Source organism: Flavobacterium swingsii, from assembly GCF_900111965.1.
In the GTDB taxonomy this organism is placed as follows: domain Bacteria; phylum Bacteroidota; class Bacteroidia; order Flavobacteriales; family Flavobacteriaceae; genus Flavobacterium; species Flavobacterium swingsii.
In genome coordinates this window covers 147,146-165,713 of the sequence record NZ_FOJT01000004.1, presented here as the reverse complement: position 1 = coordinate 165,713, position 18,568 = coordinate 147,146, and the positions used below count along the sequence as shown (strand labels likewise).

The 18,568-nt window shown below is 35.2% G+C and carries 12 protein-coding genes; 4 read left to right on the top strand and 8 right to left on the bottom strand.

All coding sequences use genetic code 11. From position 1 onward, the window contains the following. The first annotated feature begins 1 nt into the window (after position 1). A complete protein-coding gene (locus tag BM053_RS12170; protein ID WP_167357324.1) occupies positions 2-178 on the top strand; it encodes a hypothetical protein in 177 nt (58 codons plus the stop codon). A 464-nt stretch (positions 179-642) separates the two neighbouring features. Here the strand turns inward: BM053_RS12170 and rodA are convergent, their stop codons facing one another. From rodA to purH, 6 genes are read right to left on the bottom strand one after another with little or no spacing between them, the layout of a single operon-like run. Continuing rightward, a complete protein-coding gene (gene rodA, locus BM053_RS07825; RefSeq protein WP_091476010.1) occupies positions 643-1,899 on the bottom strand; it encodes a rod shape-determining protein RodA in 1,257 nt (418 codons plus the stop codon). After that, positions 1,900-3,840: a penicillin-binding protein 2 gene (mrdA, locus tag BM053_RS07820; protein ID WP_091476007.1), complete on the bottom strand. Its 1,941-nt coding sequence runs from the start codon at positions 3,838-3,840 to the stop codon at positions 1,900-1,902. It lies immediately after the preceding gene. Then, positions 3,837-4,343, bottom strand: a complete 507-nt coding sequence (locus tag BM053_RS07815; RefSeq protein ID WP_091476004.1) for a rod shape-determining protein MreD — start codon at positions 4,341-4,343, stop codon at positions 3,837-3,839. Before BM053_RS07815 ends, mrdA begins: the two co-directional genes overlap by 4 nt. Continuing rightward, positions 4,336-5,166 (bottom strand): rod shape-determining protein MreC, encoded by an 831-nt coding sequence (mreC, locus tag BM053_RS07810; protein ID WP_091475999.1) that lies wholly within the window; start codon positions 5,164-5,166, stop codon positions 4,336-4,338. The genes BM053_RS07815 and mreC overlap by 8 nt, the downstream gene beginning before the upstream one ends. Positions 5,167-5,175: 9 nt before the next feature. Further along, entirely contained in the window at positions 5,176-6,204 is a 1,029-nt protein-coding gene (locus tag BM053_RS07805) for a rod shape-determining protein (protein WP_091475996.1), read from the bottom strand. A gap of 53 nt (positions 6,205-6,257) precedes the next feature. Then, positions 6,258-7,790, bottom strand: coding sequence for a bifunctional phosphoribosylaminoimidazolecarboxamide formyltransferase/IMP cyclohydrolase (gene purH / locus BM053_RS07800; RefSeq protein ID WP_091475993.1), 1,533 nt, complete (start codon positions 7,788-7,790; stop codon positions 6,258-6,260). Positions 7,791-8,080: 290 nt separating this feature from the next. Between purH and BM053_RS07795 the strand changes: the two genes are divergently transcribed. Beyond that, positions 8,081-9,331: an ABC transporter permease gene (locus BM053_RS07795; RefSeq protein ID WP_091475990.1), complete on the top strand. Its 1,251-nt coding sequence runs from the start codon at positions 8,081-8,083 to the stop codon at positions 9,329-9,331. Positions 9,332-9,505: 174 nt separating this feature from the next. On the opposite strand, the gene BM053_RS07790 is transcribed toward BM053_RS07795, so the two are convergent. Then, on the bottom strand, positions 9,506-9,985 hold the full coding sequence (locus BM053_RS07790; RefSeq protein ID WP_091475986.1) for a hypothetical protein: 480 nt from the start codon (positions 9,983-9,985) through the stop codon (positions 9,506-9,508). A gap of 165 nt (positions 9,986-10,150) precedes the next feature. Further along, the gene (gene hflX / locus BM053_RS07785; protein WP_091475984.1) at positions 10,151-11,386 is read right to left on the bottom strand and encodes a GTPase HflX; all 1,236 of its coding nucleotides are present in this window, start codon (positions 11,384-11,386) and stop codon (positions 10,151-10,153) included. Between the two features lie 176 nt (positions 11,387-11,562). Here hflX and BM053_RS07775 point away from each other — a divergent pair, with 176 nt between their 5' ends. Both BM053_RS07775 and BM053_RS07770 read left to right on the top strand, forming a co-directional pair. After that, entirely contained in the window at positions 11,563-17,583 is a 6,021-nt protein-coding gene (locus tag BM053_RS07775) for a fibronectin type III domain-containing protein (RefSeq protein ID WP_091475978.1), read from the top strand. Positions 17,584-17,649: 66 nt separating this feature from the next. Next, entirely contained in the window at positions 17,650-18,564 is a 915-nt protein-coding gene (locus BM053_RS07770) for a PorP/SprF family type IX secretion system membrane protein (protein ID WP_091475975.1), read from the top strand. Positions 18,565-18,568: the final 4 nt, after the last annotated feature.

Sequence of the window (18,568 nt, the reverse complement as noted above, 5' to 3'; positions counted from 1 at the left end):
TTTGGAGAATGATATATCTAATTGTAACGAACAAGATAAGGATTATTTAAAAGGTCAGATTATGGCGTATTATGATACTTTAACCATAATGAAATCTCAAGCCGAGTTATTTGATATTATAATTCCTCCTTTAAAAGAAGATAGGTTAGATTTAGAACGATATTTAACTTTAAAATAAAGACTACGGAAACGTACGATAGCGAATTGCATTCTGTTCCCACAAACAAAGTCAAGTACTACAAGTAAAAACAAAAGCAACAAGTAAAAATTGTTGCTTTTTTTGTTATAGTGGTTTTGAAAAAGAATTAGTTTAATTTTCCCCGCTCTGCGAAGAGTGAATAAACTTAGAACGGCTCTGCGAATGTCTCTGACTTCGCAGACGTAAATAAATACTCACTAACTCCGATAGTCCGTGCCCACAAAGAGAATAAAAAAGCAACTCATCAAGGGAGTTGCTTTTTCTTTTAATAACTCTTCGCAGAGAGAGGAATTTTAGCCCAGATAGAAACGGAAAGCCTTTTGAGTCTCGTTGTATTTTTTTCTGACAGAAAAGAGCGACTGCAAGAAGCTCCTTTTGTGGCTTGAAAAAAAACAAACGAGAGAAAAAAAGCTTGTAGTGTATAGCTGGAGTAGCTCCTTATATTACCATTCGTTTACTTTATTAGCATCCATTTTTATGAAAATGAATAACAAAATGGTAAATCCCCACAAACTCGAACCACCATAAGACATAAATGGAAGCGGAACTCCTATGGTTGGAAAAATTCCCACTACCATAGATATGTTTACAAAAAAGTGTGTGAATAATACAGCTGCGACGCCATAACCATACACTCGACTAAATTTTGTTTTCTGGTTTTCTGCGAGATAAAGCACACGCAAAATTAGTCCAACGAAAAGCAAAACTAATACGAGTGAACCTACAAATCCCCATTCTTCGCCTACGGTTGTAAAAATATAATCGGTGTGTTGTTCTGGCACAAAATTTCCTTTGGTTTGCGTTCCTTCTAGAAATCCTTTGCCAATCCAGCCACCCGATCCTATGGCAATTTCTGACTGGTTTGTGTTGTAGCCAATACCGTCCATATCGACATCTTTGCCTAATAAAATATTAAAACGGTCACGGTGGTGTTGTTTGAATACGTTTTCGAAAACATAATCGACTGAAAATACAAAACCTGACATTAGCACCAATACTATTGTGCTTGCTATTATATTTCGGTTAATTCTTCTAGATTTAAGATAGTGTAATGCAATACCTATAAAGGCTATTAGGATTACATATTGTGGTTTTATTACAAGTGTCATAACAAATAATATGGCCGCTATAAACCCTGTCCATAAGTACCATGACGGCAATCCTTCCCTATTTAGTACTAGTATAAACATTATAAATATTAGTGCGCTTCCTGGATCGGGCTGTGGCAAAATTAATAATATAGGCAATGCTATGATTAGTAAAGCAAGGATTTGATGTTTTATGTTTTTTAGGTTTACTTGGCTATCACTTAGGTATTTAGCTAAGGCAAGTGCTGTGGCGGCTTTTGCAAATTCCGAAGGTTGCAGCGTCATACTTCCTATGGCATACCAGCAACGCTGTCCCGCAATTGTTTTTCCGAAAACAAATAGTCCTAGCAACAATACTAAGGAAGCGCCAAATATTACGCTTGAGAATTTTTCGTAAAATTTAGAATCGATAGTTAAGATTACGATAATTAAAACAACATTTAGACAAATGAAGATAAGTTGTTTTCCGTAATTTTGATTGAAATCGAGATAATATTCGGAATTTGTAGTCATATCGGCAGAATAGATATTCATCCAGCCAATGACCACGAGTACCGTGTATATTGCAACGGTTATCCAGTCGATATTACTTGAAACGCTCTGGTTTTTCATTTACGTTGTAGGTTTGATTTTCTTAATCGAATCTAGTTTTTTTGCATTAATAACTCTTAAGATAGAGTCTTTACGAACCTTTACTCTATACATAGAATCGAGGTATTTTTTAGAAAATCGGTTGTATTCTCCCTGAAGACTAGTTTCCAAGACACGCTTTTCTCTATCCTTCATTAGTACTTTCTTATTAATGTATTTTTCAAGCATTAATGTAGTGATTGGACCTGCCACGGTTGAACCATAACCCCCATTTTCGACTAAAACAGCAATAGCAATTTTAGGGTTTTTTTTGGGTGCAAAGGCCACGAATACCGAATGGGGTTTTAGCATGACTTGTTTCCCATTTACTCGAGCAAAATTATCTGCAGTTCCTGTTTTTCCGCAAATTTCCATTCCGTCTACTTTTAGGAAATAGGCAGTTCCTGTCTTAAATACTTCGGCTAAACCTTCAATAACTGGTTTGAAATATTTCTTGTCGATAGTTGTTACGTGTTTGGTTCTAAATTTGACGTCTATATTTTGACCTTTAATTTTTTTAATGATGTGAGGTGTGTAATAATAACCTTCGTTTGCTACGATTGCCATCATGTTTGCCAACTGAATTGGCGTCATTAAAACTTCTCCTTGTCCTATCGAATTAGATACAGTTGCCGTTGCTCTCCAACCACCGTTTGGATACATTTTTTTATAGGTTTCCGATGTTGGAATCTTTCCTCTACGACCTGTAGGTAAGTCATAGCCCATAAACTGACCCATTCCAAAACTTTTTAGATGAGCACTCCAAGCATCAACACCTTCTGCTGTATTTGTATATTTATTAATAGTTCGTAAGTAAGTATTCCCAAAGTAAGCGTTACATGATTTTGCAATTCCCATGTGTAGTTTGCGAACACCTCCACCACAGTGACAGCCCATAAATCTCCCTCGACCATAACTAAAACCACGATTACAAACAAAAGAACTCGATGTATCTATAACTTGTGACTGCAATCCCGCTAGGGCTGTCAATATTTTAAAAGGCGAACCTGGCGGATATTCAGCCAATAAGCTTCTATCGTATAAAGGTTTTGCTAATGAGTCGTTGTATAGTTTTGTATAGTTTCGAGAACGTTGTCTTCCTACTAAAATCGCTGGATCGTATGACGGAGCAGTAACCAAACATAAAATTTCGCCAGTACTAGGTTCAATTGCTATAATTCCACCACGTTTATTTTTCATTAACGCTTCTCCGTATTTTTGAAGTTCAGCATCAATAGTTAGTGTAATATCTTTTCCTTGTAGCGCAATTGTATCGTATTTCCCTTCTTTGTATGGTCCTATTTCTTGGTTAAAACGGTTTCTCTGTATGTGTTTCACTCCTTTTGTTCCACGAAGTTCTACTTCATAAGTTTCTTCAACGCCTTGTTTTCCTAATAAATCGCCACTTTTATAATACGGGTTTTTTGCTACTATTGCTTCATTGGCTTGAGTTATAAACCCAAAAACATTAGCGCCAGCATTCAGTTGATAATCTCGTAGGGAACGTTTTTGAATATAAAATCCTTCGAATTTCCTTTCTTTTTCTTGAAAAGCTGCATATTCTAATTTGTTTAATTGTCCTAAAAATACCGATGGTAACATGGGACTGTAAACAACTGCTTTTTCTATTTTTTTTACAAAATCTTCTTTGGTAATGTTCAAAAGAGTACAAAATTCGACAGTGTCTATTTTTTTTATTTCTCTTGGCACCACCATGATATCATAAGACGGTTGGTTGGCAACCATAAGCTCTCCATTTCTATCATAAATATAACCTCGCTCTGGATAATCATATTTTATTTTTATCGAAATATTTTCGGATTTTAGTTTGAAAGTGTCATCTATAATTTGCAAAAAAAAGAGTCTTGCTATGATAAGAATACCAGCAACTATAACTATCCCTGGAAGTAATAGCTTTCTCATCGTTTGTTTGGCTTAAATAAATAGATAATTATAATACTTATTATTAATGTAAAAATGGCTGTAGCAATTGTTCTTAGCAACGCTTCTAAAATAAAAGTAAACTTAAAATACTCCAACATGAACAATATAAAATGATGGGTAAGTATCGAAATGAATATAAATGTAAATCTTTCTGGCGAAAGCCTGTCATTAATTTTAATGGTTTGATATTCATAACTTAAACCGAAAGCAAATTTAAAATAAGTTGGTCGCAAATAAGCTAATATTAAGCATGAAGCGGCATGAATTCCTCCAGAATTTGTAAACATATCGACTGTTAAACCCAACAAGAAACTGGCTACTAATAATCCTGCACGGTTAGAGTTTACTGGATATAATAAAATAAATAAAATGTATGGATATGGATTTATATAGCCAAACAAATCGATATTATTGAAAATAACAATTTGCGCCGCAAGCAGGAAAATAAAACGAACGATATTTAGTATCAATGCATTATTCATCAGCTTTGATTGTTTCTTTTTCTAGTTTTTTTATTTCGGCACTTTCTTTATTTGAGATAATATACACATGGTTTAGATTGGTCATGTCGTTAAATAATCTCACGTTTAGAGTATAATAATTTGTTTCGGTATCAGTATATACTTTATCGATAATTCCAACTGGGATATTTTCAGGAAATATTCTCGAGTTTCCTCCAGTTACAATGGTATCTCCTTTTTTTACCGATGCTAATCTTGGAATTTCAATTAGTTGCACATAACCTGCATTTTTTGCATTCCAAATTAAAGAGCCAAAATGGTTCGATTTTTTAACCTTGGCATTGATTTTAGATTTCACATTCAAAACACTTAATATGGTGGCATATTTTGGCGAAACTTTCTCGACTATTCCTACAATTCCTTGACTGTTTACCACACCCATGTCTTCTTTAATTCCTTGAAGAGCACCACTGTTTATGGTTAAATAATTTTCGGAAACACTGTATGAATTATTGATTACTCTAGACTGAATTACATCTATCTTATCGTAACCTTTTAAGCTGTCTTTCTTTAGAATTGTAGTACTGTCTTTCTGATTGAAAAGAATTTTGCGCAAACTAGCATTTTCTTGTGCTAATTTATTGTTTTGTTCTCTTAAGCTAAAATACGTATTTACTTCGCTCATTTTTTCAAAAACAGAACCTGTAAGTACATTTGTCGAATTTACAACGGTACTTCTGTGATAGGAATGTGATTGTATGGTGAGTGTTAATGAAGTTATCAAAAGCAGCAAAAACAGCAAACGCGTGCTGTTTTTAAATACAAAATTAATTATTTGCTGCATTTATACTTATTATTTTAAAAGAATACTTCTATATTTTGTAAGGTTTTTTAGTGCCATTCCTGTTCCACGAACTACTGCTCTTAATGGATCTTCAGCAATAAAAACTGGTAAATCTGTTTTTTGAGAAATACGTTTATCTAATCCTCTTAACATCGAACCTCCTCCTGCAAGATAAATTCCTGTGTTATAGATATCGGCTGCTAATTCTGGTGGCGTTTGCGATAATGTTTCCATTACAGCATCTTCAATACGTTGAATAGATTTATCTAACGCTTTTGCAATTTCACGAGAAGAAACCTCAACTTGTTTTGGTTTCCCTGTCAATAAATCACGTCCTTGTACCGACATGTCTTCTGGCGGAGAATCTAAATCTTCGATGGCTGCTCCTATTTCGATTTTTATTTTCTCAGCAGTTGTTTCACCCACAAATAAATTGTGTTGAGTACGCATGTAATAAATAATATCGTTTGTAAAAACGTCTCCCGCAATTTTAACTGATTTGTCGCAAACAATTCCACCAAGCGCTATAACCGCAATTTCGGTAGTACCACCACCAATATCGACAATCATATTTCCTTTAGGTTGCATAATATCAACACCAATACCAATTGCTGCTGCCATTGGTTCATGTATCAAGTACACTTCTTTTCCGTTTACACGTTCAGCTGATTCTTTTACCGCACGCATTTCTACCTCAGTAATCCCAGAAGGAATACAAATAACCATACGCAAAGCTGGTGTGAATAATTTCTTTTGCAAAGCAGGAATACTTCTAATAAGCATTTTGATCATTTGCTCCGAAGCATCAAAATCGGCAATAACTCCGTCCTTCAATGGGCGAATGGTTTTTATGTTTTCATGGGTTTTACCTTGCATCAAACTTGCTTCCCTACCTACAGCAATTATTTTGCCAGAAATGCGGTCGCGAGCTAATATTGACGGGCTATCTATCACAACTTTGTCGTTGTGAATAATTAGCGTGTTTGCGGTACCAAGATCTATCGCAATATCCTCGGTCATGAAATCAAAAAATCCCATATTTAGTCAGGGTTAAATTTATTTATATTAAATACTGAACAAAAGTAATAAAATTAATGTTTAAAATGACGAATTCCCGTAAATACCATTGCAACATTATTTTCGTTACAATAATTTATGCTTAATTCGTCTTTTATAGATCCGCCAGGTTGAATCACAGCTGCTATTCCTGCATTTTTTGCAATCTCGACACAATCTGGAAAAGGGAAGAAAGCATCACTCGCCATTACTGCTCCTTTCAAATCAAATTCAAACGAAACTGCTTTGTGAATTGCTTGAGTTAATGCATCGACTCTCGAGGTTTGTCCTGTTCCAGAAGCACACAATTGTTTGTTTTTTGCCAAAACGATTGTATTCGATTTTGTGTGTTTACAAATTTTTGATGCAAATAATAAATCTTCAATTTCTGCTGCCGATGGTGCTGTTTTTGTGGCAGTTTTTAAATGTGCTTCGCCATCGGTAATTAAATCTTTATCTTGAACCAAAATTCCGTTCAAACAACTTCTAACTGAAGTTTCTGGTAAGCTCAATTCTTTTTGAACCAGTATAATTCTATTCTTTTTTTCTTGTAATAAATCGATAGCATTTTCGTCATAACTTGGCGCAATAACTACTTCGCAGAATAATTTATTTATTTCTTCGGCTGTAGCCAAATCGATGTTTCCGTTAGCAATTAAAACTCCTCCAAATGCTGATGTTGGATCGCCAGCCAATGCGTCTAAATAAGCTGCTCTCATTGTTTTTCTTGTCGCAATTCCGCAAGCGTTATTGTGTTTTAAGATTGCAAATGTTGGCTCGTCATTTTTAAATTCTCCCATCAAATTTACGGCTGCATCTACATCAAGTAAATTATTATATGATAATTCTTTACCATGCAATTTTGTAAATATTTTATCGAAATCTCCAAAGAAAAATCCTTTTTGATGCGGATTCTCTCCGTAACGTAAAACGTCGGCTTTGGTTTCGCTAATTTTCAGAACAACTTCTTCTTTATTTGTATTAAAATAATTAAAAATCGCCGAATCGTAATGTGACGAAACATTAAAAGCTTTGGTTGCAAATTGCTTTCTTTGTTGTAACGTAGTTTGTCCGTTATTATTTGAAATAATATCTAAAAATAATACATATTCATTTACCGAAGGGATAATTACGGTGTCTTTGAAGTTTTTTGCAGCAGCACGAATAAGTGAAATCCCACCAATATCGATTTTTTCGATAATATCGGCATCGCTTGCGCCTGATGAAACTGTTTTTTCGAACGGATACAAATCGACAATAACAACATCTATTTGTGGAATGTCAAATTCTTGCATTTGTTGCACATCGGTTGCATTGTCCTGACGGTTTAAAATTCCTCCAAAAACTTTTGGATGCAAAGTTTTTACTCTTCCGCCAAGGATTGATGGATAAGACGTTACGTCTTCTACAGGAACTACAGGAATTCCTAGATTTTTTATAAAATCTTCGGTTCCTCCAGTCGAGTAAATAGTAACGTTTTGTTGGTGTAATTTTCTAACAATTGGTTCTAGACCTTCTTTGTCAAACACCGAAATAAGTGCCGATTGGATTGTTTTTGTAGTATTCATTGTGTTGTTGTAATTTATTTTGCAAAAGTAGTTTTTTTGTAATTAATTTTGAGATAAGATTGTAACAAAAATTTAAAATTATACACCTATTAGCTATAGCCTAAAAACACATTGCTTTTTTATTTTTTTTGCCACAGATTTAAAGGATTAAAAAGATTTTGCATCTAGTTGAAAAAAATCTGTGCTAATCTGTGTAATCAGTGGCTGAAAAAGAACACGCCTGTTAAGAATTAATTTTCTGTTAGGTTTTTTAACTAAGAATTAATCAATTTTACATTACAAATATTCCTATGATACTATACATGCGATTGCTTAAAGAAAGTTTCAGTTTTGCGATTAATGCATTACGGAATAACAAACTGCGTACTTTGCTGTCGTTATTAGGTGTTACTATTGGGATTTTTTCTATTATCGCCGTGCTGGCTGCGGTCGACTCGTTAGACAAAAAAATAAAAGACGACTTAAGCTCTCTAGATAAAAATTCTATTTACTTACTTAAAGATTCTTTTGGACCAACTGAAGTGCCAGACTGGAAAAAAGAGCAGTTTCCTAATGTTACCTATGAAGAATACGAATATTTGAGCAAGTCTTTGAATGACTTAGATGCGATGTGTTTCCAGATGTTTACCAAACAAGAAAACATTAAATACGAAGGAAAAACGGTAAGTTCTATTAATGTTATTCCGACAACCTATGAGCTTGAAGATATTCAGGCATTGAGTTTAAAAAAAGGTCGTTTTTTTAATGAATCCGAATCAAATTCAGGCACACCATTAGTAATATTGGGGCATGATATTGCTCAAAATTTATTTGAATCGATTGAACCAATTGGAAAAAAAGTACGATTATACGGTCAGACATTTACAGTAATTGGCGTTTTAAAAAAGAAAGGCGCCAGTGTTTTTGACGAACAAGACGATACAACAGCTTATATTCCGTCTAATTTTTTACGACGATTATATGGTGATAACAACGAGATGGTTATGCCAGCCATTTTAATTAAACCTGTAGATGGTGTAGATATTGAAGCTTTTAAAGGAGAATTAAAGCAAAAATTGCGCAATCACAGAGGAATTAAAATAGGCGAAATAGACAATTTTTTTGTCAATGTTCTTTCTGGTTTAACCGATATGATTGATGAAATAATAAGTCTGATGGATTTGGTTGGTATCGCAATAGCTTTCTTTTCGTTATTAGTAGGTGGTTTTGGAATTGCAAACATTATGTTTGTTTCGGTAAAAGAAAGAACAAACCTAATAGGAATACAAAAATCTTTAGGAGCCAAAAACAGATTCATCTTACTTCAATTTTTATTTGAAGCCATTGTGCTGTCTCTTTTTGGTGGAATTATTGGTATTTTTCTAGTTTGGATAATATCTCTTTTATTAACACACGCACTTGATTTTGAATTTGCGTTGGGTTTTATGAATATTATTATTGGGACCGGAATATCAGTTCTTATAGGTATTATTGCCGGAATAATTCCTGCTTATATGGCATCGAAATTAGACCCTGTTGAAGCAATTAGAAGTGGAATGTAAAATTACAGAAAATACAAATTAACACGGATTTTTTATTTATTAACGTTCTGGCGCTACAAGCAGTTTGGGACTAAATTAAGCCCATTATTCGGATTTGCCTAATCTTCCAAATACAAAACCAATTTCAAATTAAGCCAAATACCCAAATTGCTTGTAGCGTGTGTTAGTGGCAGGCTATCTTATTATTGTTGTCTTTGTCATTTTAACATCTTCAACTTTTCCGCCTTCTAGTATCAACTTATTCATCGCATTAATTTCCGCACTTCTTCCACCAATTTGAATTATAGTATTTCTTGAAGGTTTATTTTCAAAATAATCTTTAACTATTTGAATTATTATTTGAAAGGATTCAGTTTCATCGTATCTTTTCGACACTTCTTTTTTGTTTGGAAGTATTTCATTGTATTCTTCATGCCAATTTGCTTTTGATACCCAAAGTTGAGCAAAAGCTATCGGTAAAAAAATATAAATTTCGTTTGCTTCAAATTGAGTTATATTTTTTTTAGAAATTATCTCATAAAATAGATCATCACTGATTTCTGAGTCTATATTGTCTATTTCCTCAATCACTTCTACAACAGATAAAGAAAATGAGTCTGAAAGTATAATTCTGTCTTTAGTTTTTCTCCAAAAAATAGATTTCAAAAATTTCATATAAGCAGTATTTCGTTTTTAGCTTGCCACTAATGGGCGCGCGCTTTGCGCTGTTCCCAATTGCGCGAAAGCGCGTGTTGGGAGGAGGGCGCGCCCATTGGGAGGGAGGCGTTCGCGCCTTGCTCCCAACTTAGAGATTCGTGTAATTCGTGTTTGAAAACCTATCTAATCCTCTTCTTCCTCTTTATCTATAGCGTCTTCATAATCCGGATACAAAAACTTATTATAAGGAAATCTGGTAATGTGTATTTCCCGAACGGTTTCGTAGACTTTTTTACGAAATTCCTCGAAATTTTCTTTGTTTGTTGCCGATATAAATAGGGCGTTTTTTTCACCTACTTTATTCATCCAAGTGTTTTTCCATTCTTGAAGTGTGTAATGTTTACTGGTTCTTTCGGTCATTAAATCATCCGCATCAATCGTGAGGTGTGTATAAGCATCTATTTTATTAAAAACCATGATAGTCGGCTTGTCGGCACTTTTTATATCTAATAAAATTTTATTTACCGCTTCAATATGGTCTTCAAAATCTTGATGAGAAATATCGACCACGTGTAATAACAGATCCGCTTCACGAACTTCGTCGAGCGTGCTTTTGAAAGAATCTACCAGTTGTGTTGGCAATTTTCTAATAAAACCTACGGTATCCGAAAGTAAAAAAGGCAGATTTTTAATCACTACTTTTCTTACCGTTGTGTCAAGCGTTGCAAAAAGCTTGTTTTCAACAAAAACATCACTTTTTCCTACGGCATTCATTAAGGTCGATTTTCCAACATTGGTATAACCAACTAAAGCCACACGAACCATCGCGCCACGATTTCCTCTTTGTATCGATTGTTGTTTGTCGATCGTTTTTATCTTTTCTTTAAGTAAAGCGATTCTGTCACGCACAATTCGTCGGTCGGTTTCAATCTCGGTTTCTCCAGGACCACGCATTCCTATACCACCTTTTTGACGTTCTAGGTGTGTCCACATTCCGGAAAGTCTTGGCAATAAATAGATGCATTGCGCTAATTCTACTTGGGTTCTTGCGTAAGAAGTTTCGGCTCTTTGGGCAAAAATATCCAAAATAAGGTGTGTTCTGTCTAGGATTTTGCAATCGATAATTTTGGAAATATTTTTTTGCTGAGAAGGCGATAATTCATCGTCAAAAACAATAGTCGAAATACCATTTTCAATTACATAAAGATTAATTTCTTCTATTTTTCCAGTTCCTAAAAAAGTTTTGGGATTTGGGCGTTCCATTTTCTGAGAAAAACGTTTCACAACTTCCCCGCCAGCGGTAAAAGTTAAAAACTCTAATTCGTCTAGATATTCTTTTAGTTTTTCTTCGCTTTGATTTTGAGTTACGATACCAACAATGATAGTTTTCTCAAAATTTATAATTTCTTTTTCTAACATAATTATAATAAAGTACAAATCTACTCATTTTGAAACTAAAAAAATAGTTATTAATGGAATGAAAAATACATTTTTATTATCTAAAAGTTGTATTTTGTTAATTTTTGTTATTAAATTATTAATTTTTTTTATATTTGGAGATTGAATAAACCAATTAACCGAAAATATTAATAACTATGAAAAAAATTATTTTAGCATTTTTCATGATGATTCTTCCTTTTTTGGGATTTTCCCAAATAAATGAAGGATTTGAAGGAGCTACATTTCCACCTACAACACCAGGTAACTGGATAGTTTTAGATAATGGGGTAGGAACAGCAGTTGGCTGGGCCGAAACAACCGACCTAACAAGGGTCAATTCTGGCCTGAAAGCCGCAATTGTTGATCGTGAAAACATATTAGCAGGAAACACGTCAGAAGATTGGCTAGTGTCTCCTCAAATTACGGTGACGGTCAATTCGCAATTACGCTTTTTTACCAGACAAACAATTATACCTGACAATGGTACTACTTACGAAATTAGAGTTTCTACAAATGCGAGTCAAACCAACCAAGCGGCATATACAACGGTACAAACTTGGACTGATTTAACACTTAATACAGTAAACCCGCTTACTTATGAAGAAAAAATAGTTAGTTTGGCTGCTTACCCAGCAGGCACACAATTATATATCGCATTTGTTAAGGTTAATACACAACCAGCAGGTCCAACTACTGGTGACAGATGGTTAATAGATGATGTTAAAGTTGTTGAGCAATGTTTAAACCCAACAGCTTTAAATGTAACTAATTTAGCTTCAGTTTCCGCAACTTTAAATTGGACAAATGTTGGAAGCGCAACACAATGGGAAATAGAAGTTCTTCCAGTTGCTTCAACACCAACAGGAGCTGGAGTAATAGTTTCTGGAACGCCAACTTATCCTGCAACAGGACTTGCACCAGGAACTGATTATATTTTTTACGTTCGTTCTCTTTGTGCAGGAGGAGTTAATAGCGCTTGGATGTCGCTACTTTTTTCTACAAAACCTTTAGGATCAATCTGTGTATCACCTATTGTAATAGGTAGCTCAACATATAGTCACTCTAGTGATACTATTTTATATGGTGATGAGGTAGATGTACCGCAAGGTGGTGGATGTGCAGGTGGAGCAACGAATTATCTTCAGGGTTATGAGGTGTTTTATTCTTATACAGCTACAACGACAGAGAATATAAGTGTAACAATGACCCCAACAAACACTAACTCTGCTATTTTTGTTTATAATGGTTGTGCAAATGTTGGCGTGGCTTGTTTAGCAGGTGTTGCCGCCACTACTAATACACCTAGGGTTATCCCTAGTTTAGCGGTTGTTGCAGGTCAAACTTATGTTTTTGTTATTTCAACAAATGCTACGACGCAATCTACACCGTACACATTAGTCATTCAACCAGTAACGTGTACGCCTCCTGCGGGATTACCTACTACAAATATAGGAACGACTACCGCAAGTTTATCTTGGACTAATCCTACTGGCGCATCATCTTGGCAAGTAGCAGTACAACCAGCTGGAGGTTCAATTCCTACAGGAGCTGGTGTTACAGCCAATACAAACACAAACTTCCTTGTTAATACAGGACTCACAATAGGAACTGCTTATCAATACTGGGTAAGATCAGATTGCGGAGCAGGTATATTTAGCCCATGGGCTGGACCTTACCTATTTAACACTAATATTTGTGAAGTTGTAGATCAGTGTACTTATACATTTAGATTAGCATCAACAACTGCGCAATGGTCAGGTGCACAAATGGAAGTTAGACAAAATGGTTATGTTATAAAAACCTTAGGACCTCAATTTACAACAGGAACTTCATTAAATGTACCAGTTACATTATGTCAAAATTATCCTTTCGAATTAGTTTGGACAGTAGTGGGTACAGTTCCTACTAGGGTTAATATTTCAATCATTAATAACGCTCCTTTTTCACAAACGATATATACAAAACCGACAACAGTATTGTCTTTAGGGCAGTTATATGCAACTTCATTTAATTGTAGTCAGGCAGCGTGTTTAGACCCAACAAATCTAACAAACACAGCCATTACTACAACAACTGCAAATTTAGGTTGGACACCAAATGGATCAACGCTTTGGGATGTTTATTTAGTTCCTACAGGTTCTCCAGCGCCTACAGCAGCATCAACACCTACATATCCAGGAGTGACAACAAATCCTCTTGCTGTTACTTTACTTACACAAAATACAACTTATGATTTTTATGTAAGAGCAGTTTGTGGCGCAAGTAATAGTAACTGGTCGATAGTTAAAACATTTACAACACTACCTACGTGTTTAGCGCCAACAACATTAACAACTACAGCAATTACATCATCTACCGTTACTGTAGGGTGGACAAATGCTGGAGCTGCAACTTCATGGAATTGCATTGCATTGCCTTGTGGTTCTCCAGTGCCAACAGGAGCATCTACAGGATGGGTTCTTGCTCCTACAAATCCTTTCGTTATGACAGGATTAAACCCAGGTACATGTTATGATTTTTATGTAAGAGGTGTTTGTTCTGCAAGTGATACAGGACCATGGTCTGGAGTAAAAACTGCAACTACATTCCCTGGTTGTGGAGGAGGTTTCTTCGATACTGGAGGACCTACTGCAATTTATGGAAATAATGAAAATTCGGTTATTACAATATGTCCAAGTAATCCTGGTGATGTTGTTACAGTGACCTTTACATCATTTGACACAGAAACTAATTGGGACGGATTATATGTTTTTGATGGAAATAGCGTTGCTGCACCACAAATTGCTAGTGCAAATGGAGCAGGAAATGTACCTGGCGGAGTCGCTGGATCTTATTGGGGAACTGCAATTCCAGGCCCATTTACATCATCAAGTACTGATGGTTGTTTGACTTTTAGATTTAGAAGTGATAGTAGTGGTCAAGGAGCAGGTTGGACTTCTAATGTGACTTGTGGTCCACCACCACCATGTGCTAAACCAAAATTATTAACAGTTTCTAATATTACACAAACAACAGCAATATTAGGCTGGAACCAACCATTAAATCCTAATGGTAGTCAAGCCACAACATGGCAAGTATTGGTTTTACCTTGTGGATCACCAGCACCAACAGCAACAGCTACTGGCTGGGCTACTGCAACGACGAATCCATATATTACAACTGGATTACTTCCAGGCACTTGTTATGAATACTATGTGAGAGCAAGTTGTTCTCCTACTGAGGTTAGTCTTTGGGGAGGACCTAGAAGCTTTACTACATTACTTATAAATGATGAATGTATAGGGTCTATACTGGCACCGGTAAATCAAAATACAAATTGTTTACAAACGGTACCAGGAACTGTTAATGCTGCGACTGCATCACCTGAAGCCAATTCTTGTGGAGCAACAGCAGATAATGATGATGTTTGGTATCATTTTACCGCTACAGCAACCACACACCACGTCTCATTATTAGGACTAAATTATGCCACAAATCCTACAGGATTACAATATGCTTTATACACTGGTAGTTGTGGTGCCCTGACACAATTTGGAGGATGTGTAACAGCTACAGAATCAAACAATACAAACGGATTGATAATTGGACAAACGTATTATGTAAGAGTATATTCTACTAGTACAACTGCTTCGACAATACAATTTGATTTATGTATAGGAACAACGCAAATTACGTGTCCTACTGCCTTGCCATTGTGTGCTATAACCCCAGTTATAATACCAAATAATGTGGGAGTTCCTACATTACCTAACCCAGTTAGCCCATACTCTACAACTAGTACTACTGTAGGGTGTTTAGGAAGTGCACCAGCACCAACATTTTATTACTTAACAATACCTACAAATGGTAATTATACGTTTTTCCTAGAACAAAGTAGAAATAATACATTTACGGGAGCAGGTTTAGATGTCGATTTTGTAGCTTGGGGACCTTACGCTAGTACATCAATAGCATGTTCTTCAATAAGTACAGCTAATGCGGCTCCTACAGGAAATTTTTGTAGTTTTTCTGGTGCGGTTACAGAAACATTTACCGTAAATGGCGCTATAGCAGGACAAGTATATGTTCTTATGATTACAAACTTTTCTCAAGATAAAGGTTTTGTAAGAATTACTCAAACAACAGGACCTATTCCGACATTTTGCTGTCCTTATACTAACTTTAGTTATCCTGGATCATTTTTCTGTCAGGATGGGGCAAATATTTCTCCAACACTTCAATCAGGTGGTACAGCGGGAACATTTAGCTCTACGCCAGGTTTAGTAATTAATCCTGTAACTGGAGAAATAAATATTGGAGCAAGTACTTTAGGTTCTTATACTGTTACTAATACGATTTTGGGAGCAGGTAACTGTACAACATCAACATCAACATGGCTTATTAAGATAACTGCGCCTGCAAATGCTACTATTTCTTATAGTGCACCAGCATATTGTAGTAATGATACTGTTATAAAAACAGTAACACAAACAGGTACAGTCGGCGGTAATTATTATGCTGTCCCTGCAGGTTTAACTATTAATACTACAACAGGAGCGATTAACCCAAGTACTAGTACACCTGGCAATTATATCGTAAACTATGCTATTGCAACAGTTGCTGGTTGTCCAACATTTTTGACTACAACACCAGTAACTATTACAAGATTACCAATTGCAACCTTCAATTATGGTTTGTTACCATATTGTCAAAATGGAGGAACTGCATCTCCAACTTTTACAGGTGGTGGTGTTGCAGGAGCTTTTACTTCAACAACAGGTTTAGTGATTAATTCTACGACTGGAGTTGTAGATTTAGCAACAAGTACACCAGGAACTTATACGGTTACAAATACAATTCTTGCTTCTGGAGGTTGTGCAGATGTTATTTCTTCAAATACAATTACAATTACAACACTACCAATTGCAACATTTAGCTATGCTGGTTCTCCGTATTGCCAAAATGCAGGAACTGCATCTCCAACTTTTACAGGTGGTGGTGTTGCAGGAGCTTTTACTTCTACTACAGGTCTTGTTATAAATGGAGTTACTGGTGAGGTAGATTTAGCGGCAAGTACTTCAGGTACCTATATTGTAACAAATACAATTGCAGCTGCAAATGGATGTCCAAATGTATTTGAAACAGCAAGTATTACAATTAATGTAAATCCTACAGCAACAATAGCTTCATCTGATGCAGATGATACAATTTGTAGTGATGGCACAGCAACTATAATTGTAACACCAACAAATTACACTACTGGAGCAACATATTCTTGGACATTAGGAGGAAACCCTATTGCAGGAACGACTAACACTGTTCCGGTAACTGTAACAGGAACATATGCTGTAACAATAACGCTTAATGGCTGTACTAATGTTATACCTTTATCATTAGCATTTACAGTTAATGCAGTTCCGAACTTTACATTATCTGGAACAAATATTGTTAAATGTGTTAATGAGACTGCAGCATTATCAGTAGTTCCTAATAACTTTTCAATAACTGATCCAGCGATAACTTATACATGGAGTTATAACTCAATTGTAGATACTTCGCTTACAACAAGCACTATAAATGTTACAAATTATGGTACTTATTCAGTAGCTGTTAATAATTTAGGTTGTATATCGACACAACAAATAACTGTTTCTCCAGACCCTATAAATATTCCTATTGGAACAAATGGAGAATGTGCAGGACAAAATTATATCTTGACAGCATCTCCTATAAGTGGATCATATACACCAGGAAGTGGTAATGTTACATATATTTGGGAAAACGCATCAGGTACTGTAGTTGGTACAAATTCTGATACATTTAATGTTTCTGAATATGTTAGAAACAATCCGTCAACAACTATTCCAACAACATTTACGGTAACAATCACTACAATACCTGACGGTTGTACAGGTACTCAAGTATTTGATGTTATAACTTCAGTATGTACAATACAAAAAGGTATTTCACCAAATGGAGATGGCGATAACGACACTTTCGATTTGAGAGGATTAAACGTAAAACAATTGGAAATATTTAATAGATACGGAGCCAAAGTTTACAGTTTTGCTAATTACACAAACCAATGGAGCGGACAATCAGACAAAGGTCAGCAATTACCAGATGGAACTTATTACTATGTAATAGAGCAAAATAATGGCGAAACTAAAACAGGTTGGATTTACATTAATAAATAATAAAAAAGATAACGGTAGACTACTTAAAAGCAGTCTACCGTTTATTAAAATAAAAAACAGACTAAAATGAAAAAATTATTTTTCACGTCAATTCTTGCTTTAGTAGCTTTTTTTGATGCTCAAGCCCAACAAGACCCACATTATACACAATACATGTATAATATGAATGTTATAAATCCGGCTTATGCAGGATCTAAAGAGAACTTGTCGTTAGGATTGCTATTTAGAAAACAATGGGTTGAAATAGAAGATTCACCAACCACGTTTACCGCTACAGGACATTCACCAGTGGGTAAAAATGTAGGAGCTGGACTTTCTATAATTTCTGACAGGATTGGACCTGTTGATGAAACCAACATTTATGGAGATTTCTCATATACGTTAAATTTGGGTGGAGAACACAAATTAGCAATGGGGATGAAAGCTGGAGTTTCGATGTTAAAAGTAGATAATAGCTTTCGTAGTACTTTGCCAGTGCCAACTGATGGTTCTTTTGCCGCAAACACATCAACATCTAATCTAAATATTGGCGCAGGATTATTTTATTATACAAACAAATATTATTTGGCTTTTTCAGTTCCTAATATGTTAAAATCTGTACATCTAGATTATGATGGAAGACAATACGGCTCGGAGATTCAGCATTATTTTTTAACAGGAGGTTATGTTTTCGATTTGAATCCAACGGTAAAGTTTAAACCATTTTTTATGGTAAAATCGGCTATAAACGCACCAACTTCACTAGATGTATCAACAAATTTTATGTTTTATGACAAATTTGAAATCGGTGCAACTTATAGACTACAAGATTCCTTTGGAGCCATGGTAAATTGTAAAATCACAGATGGTATTCGCGCAGGTATTGCTTACGACCATATTGTTTCGGATTTGAAAGTTGCTACGCCATCATCATACGAAGCAATTTTGTTGTTTGATTTAAATTTCCCTAAGAAAGTATCAACATCGCCACGTTATTTCTAATATA

Bases quoted from the DNA above. Each gene is read 5' to 3' on its own strand.
- rodA (WP_091476010.1), bottom strand. From the start codon at position 1,899: ATGAAAAACCAGAGCGTTTCAAGTAATATCGACTGGATAACCGTTGCA.
- mrdA (WP_091476007.1), bottom strand. From the start codon at position 3,840: ATGAGAAAGCTATTACTTCCAGGGATAGTTATAGTTGCTGGTATTCTT.
- BM053_RS07815 (WP_091476004.1), bottom strand. From the start codon at position 4,343: ATGAATAATGCATTGATACTAAATATCGTTCGTTTTATTTTCCTGCTT.
- mreC (WP_091475999.1), bottom strand. From the start codon at position 5,166: ATGCAGCAAATAATTAATTTTGTATTTAAAAACAGCACGCGTTTGCTG.
- BM053_RS07805 (WP_091475996.1), bottom strand. From the start codon at position 6,204: ATGGGATTTTTTGATTTCATGACCGAGGATATTGCGATAGATCTTGGT.
- purH (WP_091475993.1), bottom strand. From the start codon at position 7,790: ATGAATACTACAAAAACAATCCAATCGGCACTTATTTCGGTGTTTGAC.
- BM053_RS07795 (WP_091475990.1), top strand. From the start codon at position 8,081: ATGATACTATACATGCGATTGCTTAAAGAAAGTTTCAGTTTTGCGATT.
- BM053_RS07790 (WP_091475986.1), bottom strand. From the start codon at position 9,985: ATGAAATTTTTGAAATCTATTTTTTGGAGAAAAACTAAAGACAGAATT.
- hflX (WP_091475984.1), bottom strand. From the start codon at position 11,386: ATGTTAGAAAAAGAAATTATAAATTTTGAGAAAACTATCATTGTTGGT.
- BM053_RS07775 (WP_091475978.1), top strand. From the start codon at position 11,563: ATGAAAAAAATTATTTTAGCATTTTTCATGATGATTCTTCCTTTTTTG.
- BM053_RS07770 (WP_091475975.1), top strand. From the start codon at position 17,650: ATGAAAAAATTATTTTTCACGTCAATTCTTGCTTTAGTAGCTTTTTTT.